The organism is Rhizobium sp. B230/85 (assembly GCF_019355735.1).
GTDB lineage: Bacteria > Pseudomonadota > Alphaproteobacteria > Rhizobiales > Rhizobiaceae > Rhizobium > Rhizobium rhododendri.
On record NZ_CP072159.1, the window covers coordinates 191,484 to 210,399 of the forward strand.

Genomic DNA, 18,916 nt, shown 5'->3' on the forward strand with positions numbered 1-18,916 from the left:
TGACGAAACGTTAATTTACAAGTAAGCGGATTGCATTTGAATTCCGAGAATGCTGTACATTTCAGCCCCACCCGCGCCGGACAAAGGGGTGCGCTGTTGCAGCCAGAATTTGATGGCGCTTGCTACAAAGGAGAGGTCTCGTATCCGCCATCGCCTTACGCCATCGGCTTTTTGAAACGCAAGCCGACGCCATTTCCATTCGCCGGAATGAATTCAATTCCGGCCTCCTGAAATGCCGTGACGATACTCGCGAGATTGTTGCTTATCGGCAGATGTGCACCACGCTCGAAATCAGCAATCGTTTGACGAGAGACGTTAGCTGCCTTTGCAAGCTCTGCTTGGCTCCAGCCTAACATAGCCCGAGCTCCACGGCATTGCTCCACTGTAAGAATGTTATTACTCAAGACAAACTTTCTGATTGACTTCTATCATTTTGTAGGGAACACTGCAGGCCAGCGATCGGACAGGTGCGCTAACACCGATCCGATTTACCACAACCAAGCTTACGGGAGCTGGGATCATGGCTGATTCCGACAATAGCAGAACTTTGTCTCCGGTCACCCGGGGAGGCATTCATTCGTCGCCTCAGCGTCACTAAAAACATGTTCAGAGCTTCCCGACCAGTTGAATGCGGCGCTGGACACATCTGCGAGGGCAATCTCGTCTTCGCGATCCGGCGCCGACTCGGTGGCTCGCCAGCGTTTCATCGACTCAAGCCTGCACAGGGCAGCAACTGCATGACCAAGCTCTCTTCCATGGCGGGATCGCCGCTTCACGCATCTAAAACCTCGAAGATCACTGATGAGAAGCGCATGTCGGATCTTTGAGGACATCTTTCCGCTGATGAATGCGTTGGAGGGGCGTATCGCTGTGGGGCGCCAACTGCAGCAAAAAATATAAAAAATGGGAACTTCACAATGAAACTGAAAAATCCGTTGCGTTCACTTTTGCTGTCCGGTTTGCTGACCATGCTTGCGGTCTGGAGCGTTCTGGCGGGGCCGACACAAGCCGATGAGCTTCGGATCGCGACATCGTACAAATTGATGACGCTTGATCCGCTCTACGCCAATCTCAATGAAAACACTTCGCTGCTCTCCCATATCTACGAGCGGCTCGTCTATCAGGACGAGCACCTGGACCTGAAGCCCGGCCTTGCCGTCGCTTGGCGCGCAACGTCCGACACGGAATGGGAATTCAAGCTGCGGGAACACGTCCGTTTTCATGATGGCTCGCCTTTCACAGCGGATGATGTCGTCTACACGATCGAGCGCATTCGGGATTTCCTCAAACCGCCAAGCGGCGGCTTTCAGTCCTATGTCGCTGGGATAAAGTCGGTTTCCGCGCCCGATCCTCTCACTGTCGTCATCGATACGAACGGCAGTGTTCCCAACCTACCGCTGTCATTTTCCTCGATTTTCGTCATGCATCGGCCGGGGCAGGGGTTCCAGACCACGGAGGATCTCAACGCCGGCAGCCCTCCCATCGGCACGGGACCTTACAAGTTCGAGAGGTGGAGTTCCGGTGAGATGCTGAAGCTCACGAGGAATGACGACTACTGGGGCCGCAAACCTCCTTGGTCGGCGGTGACGCTTCGGGTCATCGAAAACCCTGCGGCGCGCGTGGCGGCATTGACCACGGGAGACGTCGACATTGCCGACGCCATTCCGGCGCGCGACGTGGCTTCGCTTAAAAAGCGGGGCACCAGGATTGCAAGCGTCGGGGCGGCGCGCATCAATTTCTTGCAGTTTGATGTGGAACGAGAGACAGTTCCCGGCGTGACGAGCAACTCGGGCGACCGGGTCCCCAATCCCTTCAAGAACCCTTTGGTCAGGCGCGCGCTTGCGATGGCAACGGATCGCGGCATTCTCGTTGACAAGATCCTTGCCGGTTACGGCACCGCCGCAGCGCAGGTTTTTCCAGGCGGTTTGCCGGGCACGTCAGCAAATCTGAAGCCAGAGGCTACCAATTACGACGATGCGAAAGCCCTTCTCGCAAAGGCTGGCTTTCCAAACGGCTTCAACGTCATTCTCGCCGGACCTACGGGCCGATATCCCGGCGACAGCGAGAGCCTCCAGGCCATTGCGCAAAGCTGGGCTCGTATCGGAGTCACCGCCCAGCCTGTCGCCTTTCCGTTCTCGGTCTTCAACACCAAGCGTGCCGCGGGCGACTATGCTGTCTGGTACGGCGGCACATCCGGAGAGGCGGTCGACATCATTCTGAATGCTCTCCTGGCTTCGTCCAATCCCGAGCGTGGAACCGGGGCCTTGAATTTCGGGCACTACCGCAACGCCGCTTTTGACGCGATGCTGGCAAAGGCGGAAAGCGTTCAGGAGGGACCGGCACGAAACGAGGCGCTCGCCGATGCCACAGATTTTGTAATGGCCGATCAGCCGATTATTCCCCTCTACCACTTCCATCATATCGTCGGTTACGGCCCACGTGTTGGCTCCTACATGATGCACCCCCGCGGGTGGACGACAGCAATGCAGACGCTTCCAGCGACGGAGTGAGTGATCATGGCCTTGTTGTCAGCTGCACTAGGAAGACTGAGCCAAGCCTTCCTTCTCCTTCTCGCCATGTCATTGATCGGGTTCATCGGTATTCACAGCGTCGGCAATCCGGTCTTCAACATCGTCAATATCGAAACCGCTACGCCGGAGGATATCCGGCGTGCGACGATCGCGTTGGGGTTGGATCAGCCAATCTGGCGGCAGTACCTGTTCTTCATAGGCAACGTCCTCCGTGGAAACTTCGGTACCTCATACATCTATCATCTGCCGGCTCTTCAACTGGTGATGAGCAAGCTTCCCGCGACGCTCGAGCTCGCATGTTCCGCAATGCTTATCGCGGCTCCGGCTGGAATAGGAGTAGGGCTCCTGGCTGGCCGGAAGCAGGGAACGCTGCTCGACCGGGCTGTCCTCAGATCGAGCGTGTTCGCACTGAGCGTCCCGTCATTCTGGCTGAGCATGGTCCTGATCCTCACAGGCGCCATCCTGACAGGCTGGTTTCCATCCGGCGGCAGGGGCGCGACGGCAAGTTTCCTCGGACAGGAGTGGAGCGTGCTTACTGGAGACGGGTTGTGGCACATGGTTCTTCCCGTTCTTGCTCTGGCGATACCCAACATCGCACTCATCGCGCGGCTTTCTCGATCAGGCACGATCGAAGTCGAGAGCCTGGACTTTACGAGGTTTTGTCGTGCGAAGGGGCTTTCCTCGCGACGGATCGTGTTTCGCCACACCCTTCCGAACATCAGCGTACCGATCGTGACAATCATCGGCCTACAATTCGGCGGTATGCTGGCCTTTGCAGTGGTCGTTGAATCAATTTTTTCGTGGCCGGGCGTCGGGAAGCTCTTGATCGACTCCATCCAACTCTTGGACCGGCCAGTGGTGATGGCGACACTTGCCTTCATCTCGGTCGCGTTCGTCGCCCTCAATGCCTTCGTTGACCTCTTCCATGCCGCGCTCGACCCGCGCGTGCGCCTGTCCTCATAAAGGGAACCGCCATGAAAGCTCATATTCTCCGGGCATTGAACCGGCGTCCGCAATGGCCGGTGCTCACCCCCTCCAAAATCATGCTTATGGCTTATATCCTACTTGCCCTTGCCGCATCGACCATTGCGCCGCAAAACCCTTACGACCCCCTGCAAATCTACGGATGGGAATCGTCTTCTCCGCCAGGCACGTGGGGGAGTGGTGGCTATCTTTACCTGCTTGGAACGGACGGGCTTGGCAGGGATATCTTCAGTTGTATCCTCTACGGCTTGCGCATCAGCTTGGTGGTGTCTGTCACGAGTGCAGCCATCGCTGCCCTGATCGGGCTGACGGCGGGCGTCAGCGCCGCCTTTTTTGGCAGGTGGGTGGAGATGGCGATCATGCGGCTCGTCGACCTTCAGCTCAGCCTGCCGACGATCCTTATCGCCCTGATCGCCATCGTCACGCTCGGCCCCGGAATAGACCGAATCATTCTGGCGCTGATCATCGCCCAGTGGGCGAGCTATGCCCGGTTGGCACGTAGCGTCGCGCTCAGCGAGACGAATAAGTCCTATATGGATGCGGCCCGACTGATGAGGTTGCCGACATCCCGGATCATTTTTCGCCATTTGCTCCCGAACAGCATCGCGCCGGCCGTGACCTTGATCCCAATCGAAGTCGGCCATGCGATCTCGCTGGAAGCGACCCTGTCCTTTCTCGGCTTGGGCGTTCCAATTGACAAGCCGTCTCTGGGTTCCACGGTCGCAAACGGCTTCCAATACCTTTTGACTGGTCAGTATTGGATCAGCCTTTTCCCCGGCCTCGCCCTCTTCGGCCTGATCGCAAGCATCAACTTCGTAGGTGAAGATGTTCGACGCCGTCTCGATCCAAGGAGCCGTCCGGTATGACATGCGAACCTGGAAAAACATTTTTGCTTCAGGTGAAAAACCTCGGCCTTCGTCACCGCTCTGCGTCAGGACCGGTGACGATCCTGAACGACGTGAGTTTCGCGCTTGAGCGCGGCGAGATCCTCGGCATCATTGGTGAATCAGGGGCCGGAAAATCGACATTGGGCAATGCCGTCCTCGGCTTGCTTGCGCCTGAGTTTCAAGTGGTATCGGGGACGATCGAATTCGAGGGCAAGGCGATCGACGCGATGAAAGGGCAGGGGGACGCCATCCGAGGACGAAGAATATCCGCGATATTCCAGGATCATACTGCCTCGCTCGATCCCCTGATGAGCGTCGGCGCGCAGGTGGAGGAAACCGTCTTGGCGATCGACGGGTCTATCTCGAGACGCGAGGCTCGCACACGGGCTGTCGAGCTTCTGGCCCGCGTCGGCATTCCGGAGCCGCAGCGACGATACCGCAATTATCCGCATCAGTTCTCCGGAGGGCAAAGACAACGGGCCGTTATTGCGATCGCCCTGGCGGGATCTCCCGACATCATCATTGCCGACGAGCCGACCTCAGCGCTGGATGCCACGGTCCAGAAGCAGATTCTTAAACTCCTTCGCGCTCTTGTCGATGAGACTGGCGTTTCCATCATCCTTGTCACCCACGACATGGGAGTGGTGTCCGAGATAACCGACCGGGTACTTATCATGCGAAAGGGTCAGGCGGTTGAGCAGGATCGCACCCAAGTCATTCTCGATGCGCCCGCAAACGACTACACCCGCAGCTTACTTGCCGCAGTCCCGCGGCTGCGGATCTCGACCGCGCCAGTGGAGGCGGAGGCCAACGCGAGCCGGACCATGTCCTCCGAGGGGGAGGAGGGTGACAATATGGATCTTGTTGCAGAGGGCCTCTCGAAGAGCTTCTCTCCAAAGGGCCTTCCATGGAGCCTTTGCCGAAATGTGGCAAAATTCGCGTTGCGGGACGCAAGCATACGGCTGCGGCGTGGCCAGATCACCGGCATTGTCGGGGAGAGTGGAAGCGGAAAGACCACGCTCGGCCGTATCATCGCCGGACTGGAAGTGGCCTCAGTGGGGCGAGTGACGATCGGGAAAAACGCGTTTGATGTGTCGAAGAGCGGCGGCCGTAACGGCCTCCTTGGTCGTGTGCAGATGGTGTTTCAGGATCCTTCGGTTTCGCTCAATCCCAAGATGTCCGTCGGCGAGACATTGAGGGAAAGTATCCGCTTTAGCGCAGATATGCGACCTGGCGAAGATCCGGCGGATGTCGGGACGATGATGGATCAGCTTGGTCTTTCGCGAACCTTACTTGCCCGGTTCCCGCATCAACTGTCGGGCGGTCAGAAGCAGCGCGTCTGCATCGCACGGGCGCTGCTCGCGAGGCCACATATCATCATTGCTGACGAGCCGACCTCCGCACTCGATGTGTCCGTACAGGCCGAAATCGTTAAGCTTCTCCAAGACAGCATCGCCGAGCATGATATGACGATGATCTTCATCTCGCATGACCTTGCTGTCGTGCAGCAGCTCTGCAGTTCTGTCTATATCTTAAAGGATGGCCGGGTCGAGGACTTCGGGTCGTCCGACTTCATCTTCTCACAATCGCAAAATCCTTACACGCGCGACCTCGTCGACGCCCGGCCTATCAGGTTCACGTGTTGAGCTCTGCCCGGCCATAGCGGCGTTGGCGGCTCCGTGTTCCACATCGGTTTTCCGAACATCGGCGGCTTTTGTCGTCCCTAAAGGTGACTCATGAATAACAGGTTCAAATTGGCGGTCACAGGCCAATCCCTTATAAAATACGACATCCGCACCAACCGCTCACCGGCCTTTCAGCAGGTTCAGGCCTTGCTTCACCAGGCGGATCTTTCGTTCACCAATTTCGAGGGCACGATCCTTGGAAGCCATGGCGGATGGCCGCTCAAGGGATCATTCTTCGGCTGTAGCGATCCTGTCGTCCTGGATGCGCTTCAGGCGACCGGGTTTCGGGCACTGTCGCTCTCAAACAATCATGCCTTCGATCTCGGCCCATCCGGCGTGCTCTCGACCCTCGAAGAGGTCGGGAAGCGAGGCTTCCTCCATGCGGGGCTCGGCCGCAACCAATTCGAGGCAGCAAAGGCAGGCACCGGAACGGTCGGCGGACGACGTGTCGCCATCGTCGCAATGGACGGCGGTCCGGGTCCCGATTTCATGTACGCAGAAAATGCAGATATAGGCCGGCCTGAGCGCCCCGGCGTCAATCGGCTGCGGCTATCACAGGTCATCAAGGTCGATGACGCAGCCTTCGGGCAGCTTCGCTCCATTCGGGAGAGTGTGGGTTATACTGCGATTGACCTCACCAATGATAGCCAACCGGAAGACCCACGGCATGTCGATCCGCATGAAGAGATTGGGATCGCTCGTGCCATCTTCAAACGATCCGAGATGTTCGGAAGGAGCGTCAAAGTCGACGAAAGCGACATGAGCCGAAACCTTGAGGCAATTGCTTCTGCTGCTAGAGATGGCTGCCTCGTCATAGCTTATTTGCACCACCATCATTGGGCTTCCGACTGGTATCAGGTGCCGGGTTGGGCCAGTGCCATTTCAAGACGATGCATCGACGCAGGTGCGGCCATGTTCGTCAGCCATGGTGCGCCGGTGCTGCAACCGGTCGAGATCTATCGGCGTCGTCCGATCTTCCACAGCCTAGGGAATTTCATCTTCCATGTCAGGTCGGAAAAATCGACGTGGATGGCACCTGAAGTATGGGAGAGTGTTATCGGTGTGTGTTCTTACGGGCAGGATAACGATCTGATCGACATCAACTTCTATCCTATCGTGATTGGCGGAGAAGACGGATTGAAGGATCGCTCGCTCGAAAATCGGCTGATCCCACATCTTGCAACGGGAGGAAGTGCGGAGAGGATCCTGCAGCGGTTCAAGGAGCAATCCGGAAATCTGGGCGTGCAGATTGAACTGGAAGGCGGAATCGGCATTTTTCGTATCTGAGCCGCTGGATATTCACAGGACGCCGCCGCCCAAAAGCATCATCATTCGTCGTCAATGAGGGAATTGAATGTATTCGATTGAACAAAGAGAGATGGGCATTCGCCACGAACTTATTGGCCGGTTTTTCCGCTATCTTGCCATAGAAAGCCAGAGTGATGCCGCTTCAACGCATTTGCCCTCTACGCCAGGACAGCTTGAACTCGCCGGGCTGTTGGCAGAGGAGATGCGCGGCCTTGGCGTCGATGATGTAGTTGTCGATGAGCATGCGATCGTGACGGGTGTAAAGCGCGGTAATAGTCCAGGCGCTCTACGGATCGGTTTCATCGCACATCTCGATACCGTCGATGTCGGGCTCTCCCCGATCATTCGGCCGCAAATCAAACGCTTCGATGGGCTCGATCTATGCCTCAACCCGGAGAAAGACATCTGGTTGAGAGTGGCAGACCATCAGGAAATTCTCGGCTGGCAGAACCAGGATATTATTCTGAGTGACGGCACGAGCGTACTTGGAGCGGATAACAAGGCAGCCATTTCGGTCATCATGACCCTCCTTGCCAAACTCGAGCCTTCGCAGGCTCACGGTGACGTTTTCGTCGCCTTCGTGCCGGATGAGGAAATCGGTCTTAGGGGCTCCAAGGCGCTCGATCTGAACCGGTTCCCGTGCGACTTTGCCTACACCATTGATTGCTGTGAGCTTGGCGAAGTCGTCGTGGAGAATTTCAACGCCGCATCCGGCGAGATCGTCTTTACCGGCGTGAGCGCTCATCCGATGTCGGCAAAGGGCGTATTGGTCAATCCGCTGCTGATGGCACTGGACTTCATTTCCCACTTCGACCGCAACGAAACGCCTGAACGCACGGAGAAGCGCGAAGGATACTTCTGGTTCAAGGACCTGGTTGCGAACGACAGCGAGGCGCGGCTTAAGGTCATGATCCGTGACTTCGACAAGCAAAAATTCGAGCAACGGAAACAGCGCGTCGGTGAAGTCGCCGAACAGATCGGGTCGCAATACACTTCCGCATCGGTGCAATACAGTATGGCCGATACCTATCGCAACATCGGCGACTACCTCCAGCGCGACAAGCGTTCAGCCGAGCTGCTGTTCACCGCTTTGGACAGGCTCGGAATCGAAAAGAAACTGACGCCCATGCGTGGCGGAACCGACGGGGCATCACTGTCGGTGCGCGGGTTGCTTACGCCGAATTTCTTCACCGGCGCCTACAACTTCCATTCGCGCTTCGAATTCTTGCCCGTCCTTGCCTTTGAAAAATCTTATCAGACCGCTCTTATGCTCTGCGCTCTTGCCGCGAAACATGCCAACGGGTACGAGATGGCAAAGTCTGAACCGTGAGCCTGAACTCTATGGGTTGCGCCATAGTATGAACGGAATTTGTCTCAAGTGGCGCAAGCCTCACTCACTTTGAAATCACGTATCGGAGGAATAATCGGAGTCGCCCGCCTTGTTGGTGCCGAGGCGGCCTTTTGAGACCAGAAGTTCGAAGGCTTCCACCTCGAGTATTCGAGCGAGGCCATCGACCATATCGATCGTCGGGCTATATACACATCGCTCCAGAGAGCTGACATAGGTGCGATGAACGTTGGCCCGGTGGGCCAGTTCTTCCTGCGAAAGCCCCCTGTCGTTCCGCAGCGTTCTGAGATTCAGCGCGAAGATCTCTCGAATATTCATAACTCAGAGTCATGCGCGTTGCAGCGCATTCATCTACAGAGTATACTCTACAAACGAACGGGAGGGGATGCATGCAAGTGCTTGATGAGGAATGCCATCTGAATGGACGGATGCCCCTGCGCTCCAGAGTTGAAGGTCTGCAGACTGTCCCGGGACAGTCTGCGTCTCCCAGGCCGGGGATTGCATGCGACATTTTGTGGGGTGGACCGCAGACTAAATTTGGTTGGTGATGGTAATGGATTTGAGTGACGCGACGGTGTCGAATACAAGTGAGCTGCGCCCGGTGATCGGGCTTACCCGAGGTTTAAATAACGCAGACGTTGAGACTTTGACTGTCAATGCCATTCGATTGCACAGAAAACTCGTCGAGAAGGCTGATCAGTTGTTCCAGGCATTGCCAGCGGACTATAAAACTGGAAAGTCAGTTGGCGGTGAGCAGCATCTCGAATACGTAGAAGCTATGATCGCGATGCACGCGCAAATGAGCGCCCTCAACACGCTGATTGGAATTTTAGATTATGTCCCAGACGTATCCGCCAATTGACGCCTTTGCTCAGATAAGGCCTGTCCGAATCGCCAGCGCAACCAAGTGCGGCATGGTGTGAATTTCGAGGCGCTTTCTGGCTTCTTCGAGCTTGCTTTTGACGGAATTGTACTTGACGCCCTCCAGCTCGGCGGCTTCTTCCATCGTCTTGCCGACAGAGATCCAGTTGAGATAGGCGGCTTCCTTGGGATCCAGCCAAGCTGGGTGCTGTTCATCCGGCGTCAACGGCAAGAAAGACATTCGGATGTGGAGTTGCCCCACAGCTGCGGCGGCCGCCACACAATCGATATCACGTTCAAGCTCGACCGCGGTTTTTTCGGAGGCAAGCGTGAACATCGATGTGGAACCATTTGCAGCCTTGATAGGAATTGTAATGCCCGAGCGAATGCCGAAGTCCGCGGCCTCGGCGTAAAACGCCCGCTCAGCTTTGGATAGGCGGTGTCTGTTCTCTTCGCCGCTCCAGGTGAAGAGTTGTTTGAGGGACTTGGCGCGTCTGACGACTGGATCGACAGCTGCGAAATTCCGTCGAAAATACTTCTCTCGCCATTCAGGATGGTAGTTGGAAGCAGCAATGGTGTGACCTGGCTTGATGTGCAGATAGGCGTAGCCTTGGAAGCCAGCTTGTTTCGTAAGGTGAGCCAACGCTTGCTTCAGGATCTTCTCGTCACCCCTGGTTGCCGAAAGATCTGTCAGTCGGTCCAGCCAATACTGCATATGTTTACTCCTTTCGACGTTTAGTGGGATAGGTCACAAGACGGCTAAGAAGCTGACGCAAGTGCGTCATGCCTGGCTTTGCAGAATATGGGATCAGCGGTCGTCCTGCAAATGGGCCGTGAACACCACGGTTGGCGTCCTGTATCCGAGATATTTGCGCGGCTGATTGTTGACGTGGCAGCTGAGGTGGAGGAGGTCGCGTTGCAAAACAACTGCCAGATCTGTGGTGCCAGGCAGTTGCGTCGAAGGCGCTTGTTGGTGTTCTCGACTGTGCCTTTTTTGCCATCGTGCACCTTGGTCGCAAAACCAGCTGCACGCACCGATCCCATCTTCCAAAGCCCTAAGAGTCTATTCAAGAAAGCCGATATCGAGCGAGCCTTCTTGTCATGAGCTTGATCATTGCGGTGTGCAGGAAGGCGAGGCTTGTTGCTGAGAAGCGCTCAAAATCCTTGGCGAGCCGGCGATTGATGCCAAGCCATGCGAGGGTGCGTTCAACGATCCAGCGCTTCGGCAATACCTGGAATCCCGCCTGATTTCGCTTCACGATTTCCATCGGCCTTGGGCTTGCCTCTTCGACTTTCGGACCCTGATAGCCGCCATCTCCGCAGATTTTCTCGATAAAGGGAAAGCGGTTGGCGAGTTTGTCGAAAACGAGGGCTGCTCCGTCGCGATCCTGAATACCCGCCGAATGGACTTCTGCCTTGAGAAGCATGCCGAGAGTATCAACGAGAATATGCCGCTTGCGACCTTTGATCTTCTTGCCTGCATCGTAGCCGACATCGAGGCGAGCCTCCGGGCCGGTTTTCACAGATTGACTGTCTATGATCGCAAACGATGGCTGCTCATCACGACCCTCCAGTTTCCGCGTCCGGCAATAGAGCGCGTCATGAATACGACGCCACGTTCCATCTCGGCAGAACCGCTTGAAATAGTGGTAAACCGTGCTCTTCGGCGGAAAGTCGTGTGGCAGCAATGCCCATTGGCAGCCCGATTGCAGCAAGTAGAATATCGCGTCCATCACCGAGCGGAGACAGGTCTTGCGCCTACGGCCAAGACGAGGCTGCCTTGGCATAACGGTTCTACCATACTCCATTCGCGATCGGTCAGATCACTTGCGTAGCGCATGCGGCTTCTGTCATGGTGACGCCGGGTGAAGGGTGTCCAGGCCATTCGATCTCTCCGTATTTGTCGCAAAATACAAAGAATCTGATTGCCGCCCTTCACTCAACCCCCTGCCATCAAACGTCATTCTTGAACGGACACTAAACCCGGCAAGCTCGGTCTCTCGATCAAATGTGAACCATGATCTCATTACTATTTTCTGCAAGTACAAGGGGGAAAGTGACCGGTTTGCGTCCCCTCTTAGGACATGGAAATTTCGGGTAAAGCGCAGCTCTTCGCGGCAGTTGTTATGATATCGACCTTGGTACAATCACGTCTAATTATCGGCAACTGCGAAAACATCTGCCTTCGCGTGTGAAGGTGTTAGCCTGTCTGAAGCGCAATGCCTAGGGCTGCGGTGCAGGTCCAGTCGCCGCAGCGTTGGCCGGTGAGCACATTGATGGCGTTGCCGTCGCTTCGCTGCTCGACGCCATAGCTATTCGCAGGGCTGATGCCCAAATCCAATACTTCTATATCCGGGAGTGACGATTTTGGCGGCAGCTGCGGTCGAAAGCCTTAATGTGATCATCAGTGTTTCTGGCCTTAATGTACACCGCCAATGGACGGCCGCGATCGATTGGCTGCGGGTATTTATCAAGCTTGACCTTGAGGTTTTCCGGGCATGCGCAGGCCAAAAAGTCGATTGCATCCGCCGCCGCTAATCCCAACATCCGCCTTGAGTGGATCTACGCTCACATAAGTGAACTGCCGGGCCCGCGGCCCACCGACGCGGCCGTTCAGCATCGGATTTCGTCATATCCACTCATTTGGTTGTCTCGTCACTGTCCGCATAAGCTCCGACTGCACACTCGAAATCGCGGAGCAATGCGTCCGACAGTGTCTCCAGCGTGCCTGCTGCCCGCATATCGGACTGGCGCATCAGCCGCTCATAGGCTACAGATGATGCGTCCGCCGCTGGCTGGATACTTACTGCTATGGAGGAACGCGTCAATGAACGAGATCTCTGCGATTGGCTAACGCTCCGCAAGATCACCGCGAAGACCGTTAAGCTGCTTCCGTCGGCAAGTCCGACAGTGCATGGAAGACCCAACATGACAAAACGAACTCCATCATTTATTGGCAGACGGGCCGCCAATTGCAGCCCGTGTCGATGCAGAATTCATAAGGGCGTTCGATCGGGCAGCATGTATCCGCCTAGACAAACCCCTCATTCTGCGCGTGAGGACTAGGGCTCGATAAGGTATAGTGATACCGAAGCTGGCGCCAGGGTTTCGTCGCCAGCAGCACAGACTCTAACGCGCCGCAAATTCGGCATTGCGTCAGACAACACGGATACGGGCAATCTTGAACCCTCTCGAAAACATCGAGCACCTTCCCGGGAGGAAACGCCGCGAGCTCGCCGACGTCTTACGGATTATATTTGAAGAATTCGAGGATGCCCGGAAAACCAAGCTATCGGACAAGGCGAGGGCCGGGCGGATCGTCAAGATTATTCTGTTCGGATCCTATGCCCGCGGCGACTGGGTCGAGGACAACGATAGCGGCTACCGATCTGAATATGATCTGCTGGCGGTCGTCAACACGCCGACTTTTGCCGAGGAGAACGCGGTATGGCTGACGATCAACGAGCGGCTCACACGCGAGTTCACGATCACTCGTCATCTACAGACGCCGGCAAAGGTCATCGCGCACGGTTTAAGCGACGTCAATGACAAGCTCGCGCGCGGACTGCCCTTCTTTGTCGACATCGCCCGTGATGGCCTTATGCTATATCAGGCGCCGGGCCATCCGCTGGTCGAGCCCAAGCCGCTGACCCCAGAGGCGATGCAACAGGAGGCGCAGCGACACTTTAATCAGTGGTTCCCTCTGTCACTCGACGCTTTCGCTTTTGCAGAATTTGGGATTTCAAGCCAAAGATGGCGCGATGCCGCGTTCATGCTGCATCAAACGACCGAACGCCTATATCACTGCGCACTCCTCGTCATGACCCTCTACAGCCCGAAATCCCACCGTCTGAATATGCTGAGGACCCATGCCGAACGCAGTGATCCAAGGCTGATTTCGGCTTGGCCACGCGATATGAAGTTTGCAAAACGGTGTTTTTCCCGGCTCGATCGCGCCTATGTCGACGCACGGTACTCGGCACAGTACGAAATAACGTTGGAGGAGCTCGGCTGGCTCGTCGAGCACATCAAGCACCTTGAAGAGCTCGTTGCATCGATCTGTGCCGAACGCCTCGCAGACAAATCGTCTCCTTATCCCACACATTTGCACAATTGATGCAAGGTGGACAGACATGCAGGAAAAGTGCTGGAGAATCTAACCGTCCACATAATTGGCTGGGGTCGCGCCGCTTCGGTTAGCGCGAGGGAGGCAGATATTGAAGGTGTGCCCGACATCCACAAGCAGATGTCCCCCATTGTCAAATGTAGAGCAGCCCCGCTGACGCGCAATATCTTGTGTCCGCACCTAGTTACGATAGAGGCTGGCAAATGCGGTGTAACATATAGTCACCGCCCGGTTCGAGCGAAACCGGCATTACAATCAAGCAATGTTGAGATCGCGTCTCGTGAGGGGGCATTCCCCAAGCGCTTGGCCCGATTAACCCGCATCCGCTCACTGGAGCGAGTTCGTAATACCCCAGAGATCGCTGCGTTGGATAAGTGGTTCGTACAAGTGGCGAAGCCCCGCCTGAAGCGGAGGTGCCAGATGGTGCGGTACGCTGACGACTTCGTCATGAGCTTCGAGGATCACTTGGACGGTCGGCGCATGCTGGCCGTACTGGGCAAGCGTTTCGAACGGTATGGGCTTCGGCTACATCCTGACAACACGCGCTATGTGGACTTCCTTTTCCGGCGCCCTCATGGGCAGCATCCGGCAACGAGTGCCAGCAGTTTCAATTTTCTCGGCTTCACCCATGTCTGGGGCAAATCGCGGAGAGGCAAGCCGGTGGTGCGGCAGGTCACGGCCAAGGATCGGTTTGCGCGGGCCTTACGGGCAGCCAGGGAATGGTGCATCAAGCATCTGCACCTGTCGCTCACGGTTCAGCATCGACACCTGACCCGAATGATGCAAGGCTACTACGGGATCACGGGCAACGGACGACGTCTGACATGGTATCACCATCAGGTCGAGCGTATCTGGAAAAGCGGGCTCTCGCGCCGCAGCCGATCTGGGAAGCCGAACTGGAATCGGATGGCCCAGGTTCCTTGACAGATTTCCCCTGCCGCCAACCCGGATCGTCCATCAATGGAGCCGTACCTGAGCGAAACTGGACCGTGAGGAACTGGATGCGGGAAATCTGCACGTCCGGATCTGTGAGGTGAACAGCAACCTCATGTATGGGATGTATTAGAGGCCCGCTAACAACAGGCAGCTAGCGAACGACCGTTGGAGAACTGCGCTATCTATTTGGTGAGCCGATGACGCCACGCAATTTTTATTTGTCAACTTCGCCTACAAAAAGATCATCTAACAGATCCAGGATGCGAATGACAGCATGTGACTTACACGAATAATAGACCGTTTGCAAATCCCGGCGGGTTTCAACAATAGTAGCGAACCTTAACTTAGCAAGGTGCTGTGACAGCGCAGACGGGCTCAGGCCAACCAGCTTCGCTAACTTTCCCGCTGCGACTTCACCATCCCTCAAAATCGTCAACACGTGAAGCCGCTTGCTATTCGCCATAATGTTGAGTAGCGTAGCTGCGCTATCTAATTCTATGTTTTCGTCACTTTGCAGCACGAGCATAATATCTCTTTGGAAATGAGAGGCCAGACATCAAAGATCGTACGAAGGTATCCGAAGTGGCCCGGATGCCATTCTCATTTACCAAATCTATCCGTGCTTTTGGATGCGATTATATTAAGAAATGTTGTGGCTTTTGCTTTCCACCCCGTCCCCCTCCAAACGCCTAATGCCCATCGGCTTTGATCATGACCGAGGGGCCAATCACGCAATCAGATTGGCATGATCTTCCATGGTCGCCCGATGAGCTGCTTGCAAACGGCAACAGCAGTTTAAGCGTGTCGCGGTAGCTGGATTGAGTTTTACGGGAAAGATAGCGTTCGGCGACCAAATGCACCAACAGGAACCGACAGATCCACAGACCAAGGAGGTTCTCATCCTTCATGGTCGGCCCCTATTGCATATTGCGCAAAGCGCTGGCTGGACGCCTCTAGGAGATCGGGCGTCATGTGCAAATAGCGCTGCGTTGAACGTATATCGATATGGCCAAGGTAGGTTGCGAGGTGCGGCAGCAATCGCTGCACGTCTTGACCGGAACGATACCAGGCGACCACCCGGTGCACAGCTGCGGTGTGACGAATATCGTGCAGTCGTGGCGGCCGAAGCTCGCCGGTCGGGAAATCGATTCCGGCGGCGCGACGGACATGCTGGAACTAGGAAATGACCCGCACATAGTGCCACGGCCGGCCATCGCGCGTGGTGATGGCGTTTGTTGCGGCGGCAAGGCCCATCATGGGTTTGTCCGCTCCCCCAATTTCCCGAGCCCGCCTCGAGCAGTTGCTTTCCCTCAATGCTAAACCTCAGCCTAGTTTGTCTGAAATGAGTTTGAAGATCACGGAGCACGAGCAACAGAGCCAAGCTTTTGCCAAGTCGAGGGAGCCAGAGGCCCGCTAGGCATGAAACGTATATAACATCATATATATCAATGCGTTAGCGGAAATACGTAATAGTAATTATGGAACTTTCAGTTCCAGCGATAGCTCTATGTTCAATACCAATTTACCGTAAGAACACTATATGGCAGGTGCTCGATGCCATGCATGTGCGCCACCGCAATTCGCACCTCCTGTCCTCGTGATTCGAACGACAGTCGACAAGGGGCCACTGCCGTACTGCCGCAGTTTGATCCGTAAAAGTGGCTCCAACATTTTGTAACAACAAACGACACACTGCAACAGTACCAAGGCGCACAATGTCGTTGAGCTACGCATCGCCTCCAAACATCGATCTAACTTGGTCGCCAAATAGGACGGGGTAGAGCGTTTTAGGGTCTGTGGGGATTGAACTAAGCCGCTGATCGCGGCGATTCGTGGCGGGCTTTGACGAGAGCGCCCTGACTGAGAGGATGGTTGTGTTGCAACCCACCCTTCAGACAGGAGGCCCCGATGGCTGAGATAAGCCCTCTTCGCCGCCGAATGATTGAGGACATGACAGTCCGCAATTTGTCCCCGGCGACCCAAAGATCCTACATCAGTGCAGTCCGGAAGTTCAGCCGCTATTTCGCCCGATCACCTGATCGACTTGATCTTGGCGACATTCACACGTTCCAGGTTCACCTTGTCTCAACGGGGATATCGTGGGCATCTTTAAATCAGATCGTGTGTGCTCTTCGATTCTTCTATGGCATCACGCTTGGCCAAGACGATGTCCCCGATCGGATCCCGTATGCGCGCGAACCACGCAAGCTCCCCGTTATTCTATCGGCAGACGAGGTGGTGCAATTCCTTGAGGCCGTCTCCAGTCTCAAGGCGCGTGTAGCGCTGACCACAGCTTATGCCGCTGGCCTCAGGGTCGGCGAGGTCTGTGGTCTGAAGATCGAGGATATCGACAGTTCCCGGATGGTGATCCATGTTCGTCATGGCAAAGGTGCCAAGGCGCGATACGTGATGCTGTCAAACGAACTGCTGGGCATTTTACGCAGTTATTGGCGCCTATCGCGACCCACCGGGTTCCTTTTTCCAGGGCGCGATGCCGACAGGCCAATCGAACCGACAGTTTTGAACGCCGCCTGTCGATCAGCAGTTGCCGCTACTGGCCTTTCAAAGCGGGTTACGTCCATACGTTGCGGCATTCCTTTGCAACGCACCTTCTGGAGAATGGCACCGATATCCGGATCATTCAGGTCTTGCTTGGCCATGCCCATCTATCCAGCACTGCGCATTATGCACAGGTGTCCACTGACACCATCAGGTCGACCGCCAGTCCCCTTGACCGTTTGCGATGGGAGGTGACTCCGCCGGAAGGGTAGCCGGTTGCGTCCCGCCTTCGAAGTCGCCGACATCTTTCGGTGGCATGGGGGATCTTACAGACGAGAGAACGCCGGTCATCTTGGCCGCAGCGAACGACGCGTCATGGGAGCAATAGAAGCCTGCCGGACACCCAGGCTCGGGGGTCATGTCGATGCTTGCAATCAGTGCGGCAGAACCCGCATCTCCTATAACTCATGTCGTAATCGCCACTGCCCAAAGTGTCAGGGAGCCGCTCGCAAGGATTGGGTCGACGCACGCATCGCCGATCTCTTGCCGGTCCCCTATTTCCATGTGGTCTTCACGCTACCACGTGATGTCGCTGACATCGCCTTCCAGAACAAGGCGGTCGTCTATGCATTGTTGATGCAGATCTCGGCCGAGACCCTGCAGACCATCGCAGCTAACCCCAAGTGGCTAGGCGCAGAGATCGGCGTCACCGGCGTACTTCACACCTGGGGCCAGGCGATGACCCACCATCCCCATGTCCACTGCGTCGTACCGGGCGGAGGCCTCTCACCAGACAGAACAAGGTGGATCAATTGCCGATCGGGCTTCTTTCTACCCGTGCGCGTGCTGTCACGTCTGTTTCGCCGACGCTTCCTGACAGCTCTCGCTGAAGCCTTTGCCAAAAACGAACTCCAATTCTTCAACGAACTCGCTCATCTCAACGATAGCAAGACATTCGCCCGCCATCTTGCCCGCGCTCGCAGCATCGAATGGGTGGTCTACTCAAAGCCCCCATTCGGCGGTCCAGATCAGGTACTTGCCTATCTTGGCCGCTACACCCATCGTGTTGCCATCGCAAACAGCCGCATCGTCCATGTCGATGACGACCATGTCGCCTTCAGATGGAAGGATTATCGTGGAGACGGTCGCGACCGTGAGAAGATTATGTGGCTTCATCCCCACGAGTTCATCCGGCGCTTTCTCCTTCATGTGCTTCCGGATGGCTTCCACCGCATGCGCCACTTTGGCTTCCTCGCCAATTGTCATCGGCGCGATCGTATCGCTCTCTGCAGAAGCCTCCTCGGCCAACCATCACCGACAGGCGAGCGATCCCATTCGACAAAATCTCAGCAGGCCCATTCCTTCGAATGCCCCGATTGTCAGCGCCCCATGCGTCGAACTGGCGTCACCGTTGCCCCTGTACCACCGCCTCGGCCATCATCCTTCTGGTGCGATACTTCATGATGTCAGACAACCGCAACCATCACAGCATATTCCCACTCGTCCAGCGCTGTGCCGGCGATCGATATCGCTCGACCCCCGCAAGATCGAACCGCTTCAGATCCCGGTACATTTGGCCCACAGGTTGCAAGGTCTCCGGCAAAACGCTCCCGAATGTCCATTCTCAGGATCAGCGACACCCTTGGAGCAATCGGGACGGCATGGTTCCGGCTCCGCCGACATAGGGCCGCTTCTCAATTCCCCATAGCAGCGTCCAACAACCCGCGTCTTAGTTCAATCCGGCTTACATG

16 protein-coding genes and 2 pseudogenes are annotated in these 18,916 nt (G+C 56.1%); 11 read left to right on the forward strand and 7 right to left on the reverse strand.

The window, feature by feature from the left end:
• Positions 1-155 precede the first annotated feature (155 nt).
• Positions 156-356: a helix-turn-helix transcriptional regulator gene (locus J5289_RS27575; protein WP_209207916.1), complete on the reverse strand. Its 201-nt coding sequence runs from the start codon at positions 354-356 to the stop codon at positions 156-158.
• A 561-nt stretch (positions 357-917) separates the two neighbouring features.
• On the opposite strand from J5289_RS27575, the gene J5289_RS27580 reads away from it, so the two are divergent.
• The 6 genes from J5289_RS27580 (at position 918) to pepT (ending at position 8,725) form a co-directional block, all read left to right on the forward strand.
• Complete coding sequence (locus J5289_RS27580) at positions 918-2,510, forward strand: ABC transporter substrate-binding protein (protein WP_209207915.1); 1,593 nt, start codon at positions 918-920, stop codon at positions 2,508-2,510.
• Positions 2,511-2,516: 6 nt separating this feature from the next.
• Positions 2,517-3,494, forward strand: a complete 978-nt coding sequence (locus J5289_RS27585) for an ABC transporter permease (protein WP_209207914.1) — start codon at positions 2,517-2,519, stop codon at positions 3,492-3,494.
• 11 nt (positions 3,495-3,505) lie between these two features.
• A complete protein-coding gene (locus J5289_RS27590) occupies positions 3,506-4,381 on the forward strand; it encodes an ABC transporter permease (RefSeq protein WP_209207913.1) in 876 nt (291 codons plus the stop codon).
• Positions 4,378-6,048 carry an ABC transporter ATP-binding protein gene (locus J5289_RS27595; RefSeq protein WP_209207912.1) on the forward strand — a complete coding sequence of 557 codons (1,671 nt, stop codon included), beginning with the start codon at positions 4,378-4,380 and terminating at the stop codon, positions 6,046-6,048. Before J5289_RS27590 ends, J5289_RS27595 begins: the two co-directional genes overlap by 4 nt.
• A gap of 90 nt (positions 6,049-6,138) precedes the next feature.
• On the forward strand, positions 6,139-7,374 hold the full coding sequence (locus tag J5289_RS27600; protein WP_209207911.1) for a CapA family protein: 1,236 nt from the start codon (positions 6,139-6,141) through the stop codon (positions 7,372-7,374).
• A 91-nt stretch (positions 7,375-7,465) separates the two neighbouring features.
• The gene (gene pepT, locus J5289_RS27605; RefSeq protein ID WP_209207934.1) at positions 7,466-8,725 is read left to right on the forward strand and encodes a peptidase T; all 1,260 of its coding nucleotides are present in this window, start codon (positions 7,466-7,468) and stop codon (positions 8,723-8,725) included.
• A 75-nt stretch (positions 8,726-8,800) separates the two neighbouring features.
• Here pepT and J5289_RS27610 read toward each other — a convergent pair whose 3' ends face one another.
• Positions 8,801-9,061 (reverse strand): helix-turn-helix domain-containing protein, encoded by a 261-nt coding sequence (locus J5289_RS27610; RefSeq protein ID WP_209207910.1) that lies wholly within the window; start codon positions 9,059-9,061, stop codon positions 8,801-8,803.
• Between the two features lie 235 nt (positions 9,062-9,296).
• Here J5289_RS27610 and J5289_RS27615 point away from each other — a divergent pair, with 235 nt between their 5' ends.
• A complete protein-coding gene (locus J5289_RS27615; RefSeq protein ID WP_209207909.1) occupies positions 9,297-9,605 on the forward strand; it encodes a transcriptional repressor TraM in 309 nt (102 codons plus the stop codon).
• 9 nt (positions 9,606-9,614) lie between these two features.
• Here J5289_RS27615 and traR read toward each other — a convergent pair whose 3' ends face one another.
• The 3 genes and pseudogenes from traR to J5289_RS27630 all read right to left on the reverse strand — a co-directional run bounded on the left by traR (position 9,615) and on the right by J5289_RS27630 (position 11,489).
• Positions 9,615-10,319, reverse strand: coding sequence for a transcriptional regulator TraR (gene traR, locus J5289_RS27620; RefSeq protein ID WP_209207908.1), 705 nt, complete (start codon positions 10,317-10,319; stop codon positions 9,615-9,617).
• Positions 10,320-10,412: 93 nt separating this feature from the next.
• A pseudogene (locus tag J5289_RS27625) lies at positions 10,413-10,661 on the reverse strand (IS30 family transposase); the annotation flags it as partial.
• 10 nt (positions 10,662-10,671) lie between these two features.
• Positions 10,672-11,489 (reverse strand): IS5 family transposase gene (locus tag J5289_RS27630; protein WP_374108617.1). Its coding sequence is split into 2 segments (ribosomal slippage): positions 10,672-11,390 and positions 11,390-11,489, totalling 819 coding nucleotides; the frame shifts between segments, so codons are not numbered across the junction.
• Positions 11,490-12,785: 1,296 nt separating this feature from the next.
• Here J5289_RS27630 and J5289_RS27635 point away from each other — a divergent pair.
• Together J5289_RS27635 and J5289_RS29625 are read left to right on the forward strand one after the other, a co-directional pair.
• Positions 12,786-13,721, forward strand: a complete 936-nt coding sequence (locus J5289_RS27635; RefSeq protein WP_209207907.1) for a HEPN domain-containing protein — start codon at positions 12,786-12,788, stop codon at positions 13,719-13,721.
• Positions 13,722-14,150: 429 nt separating this feature from the next.
• Positions 14,151-14,654 (forward strand): maturase, encoded by a 504-nt coding sequence (locus J5289_RS29625; RefSeq protein WP_209207906.1) that lies wholly within the window; start codon positions 14,151-14,153, stop codon positions 14,652-14,654.
• 226 nt (positions 14,655-14,880) lie between these two features.
• On the opposite strand, the gene J5289_RS27645 is transcribed toward J5289_RS29625, so the two are convergent.
• Together J5289_RS27645 and J5289_RS29780 are read right to left on the reverse strand one after the other, a co-directional pair.
• Positions 14,881-15,192, reverse strand: coding sequence for a helix-turn-helix transcriptional regulator (locus tag J5289_RS27645; protein ID WP_209207905.1), 312 nt, complete (start codon positions 15,190-15,192; stop codon positions 14,881-14,883).
• 163 nt (positions 15,193-15,355) lie between these two features.
• Positions 15,356-15,574 carry a hypothetical protein gene (locus J5289_RS29780; protein WP_209207904.1) on the reverse strand — a complete coding sequence of 73 codons (219 nt, stop codon included), beginning with the start codon at positions 15,572-15,574 and terminating at the stop codon, positions 15,356-15,358.
• Between the two features lie 1,000 nt (positions 15,575-16,574).
• Between J5289_RS29780 and J5289_RS27655 the strand changes: the two are divergent.
• Positions 16,575-17,437, forward strand: a pseudogene (locus J5289_RS27655) (tyrosine-type recombinase/integrase).
• 4 nt (positions 17,438-17,441) lie between these two features.
• Positions 17,442-18,629: an IS91 family transposase gene (locus J5289_RS27660; RefSeq protein ID WP_219276671.1), complete on the forward strand. Its 1,188-nt coding sequence runs from the start codon at positions 17,442-17,444 to the stop codon at positions 18,627-18,629.
• Positions 18,630-18,916: the final 287 nt, after the last annotated feature.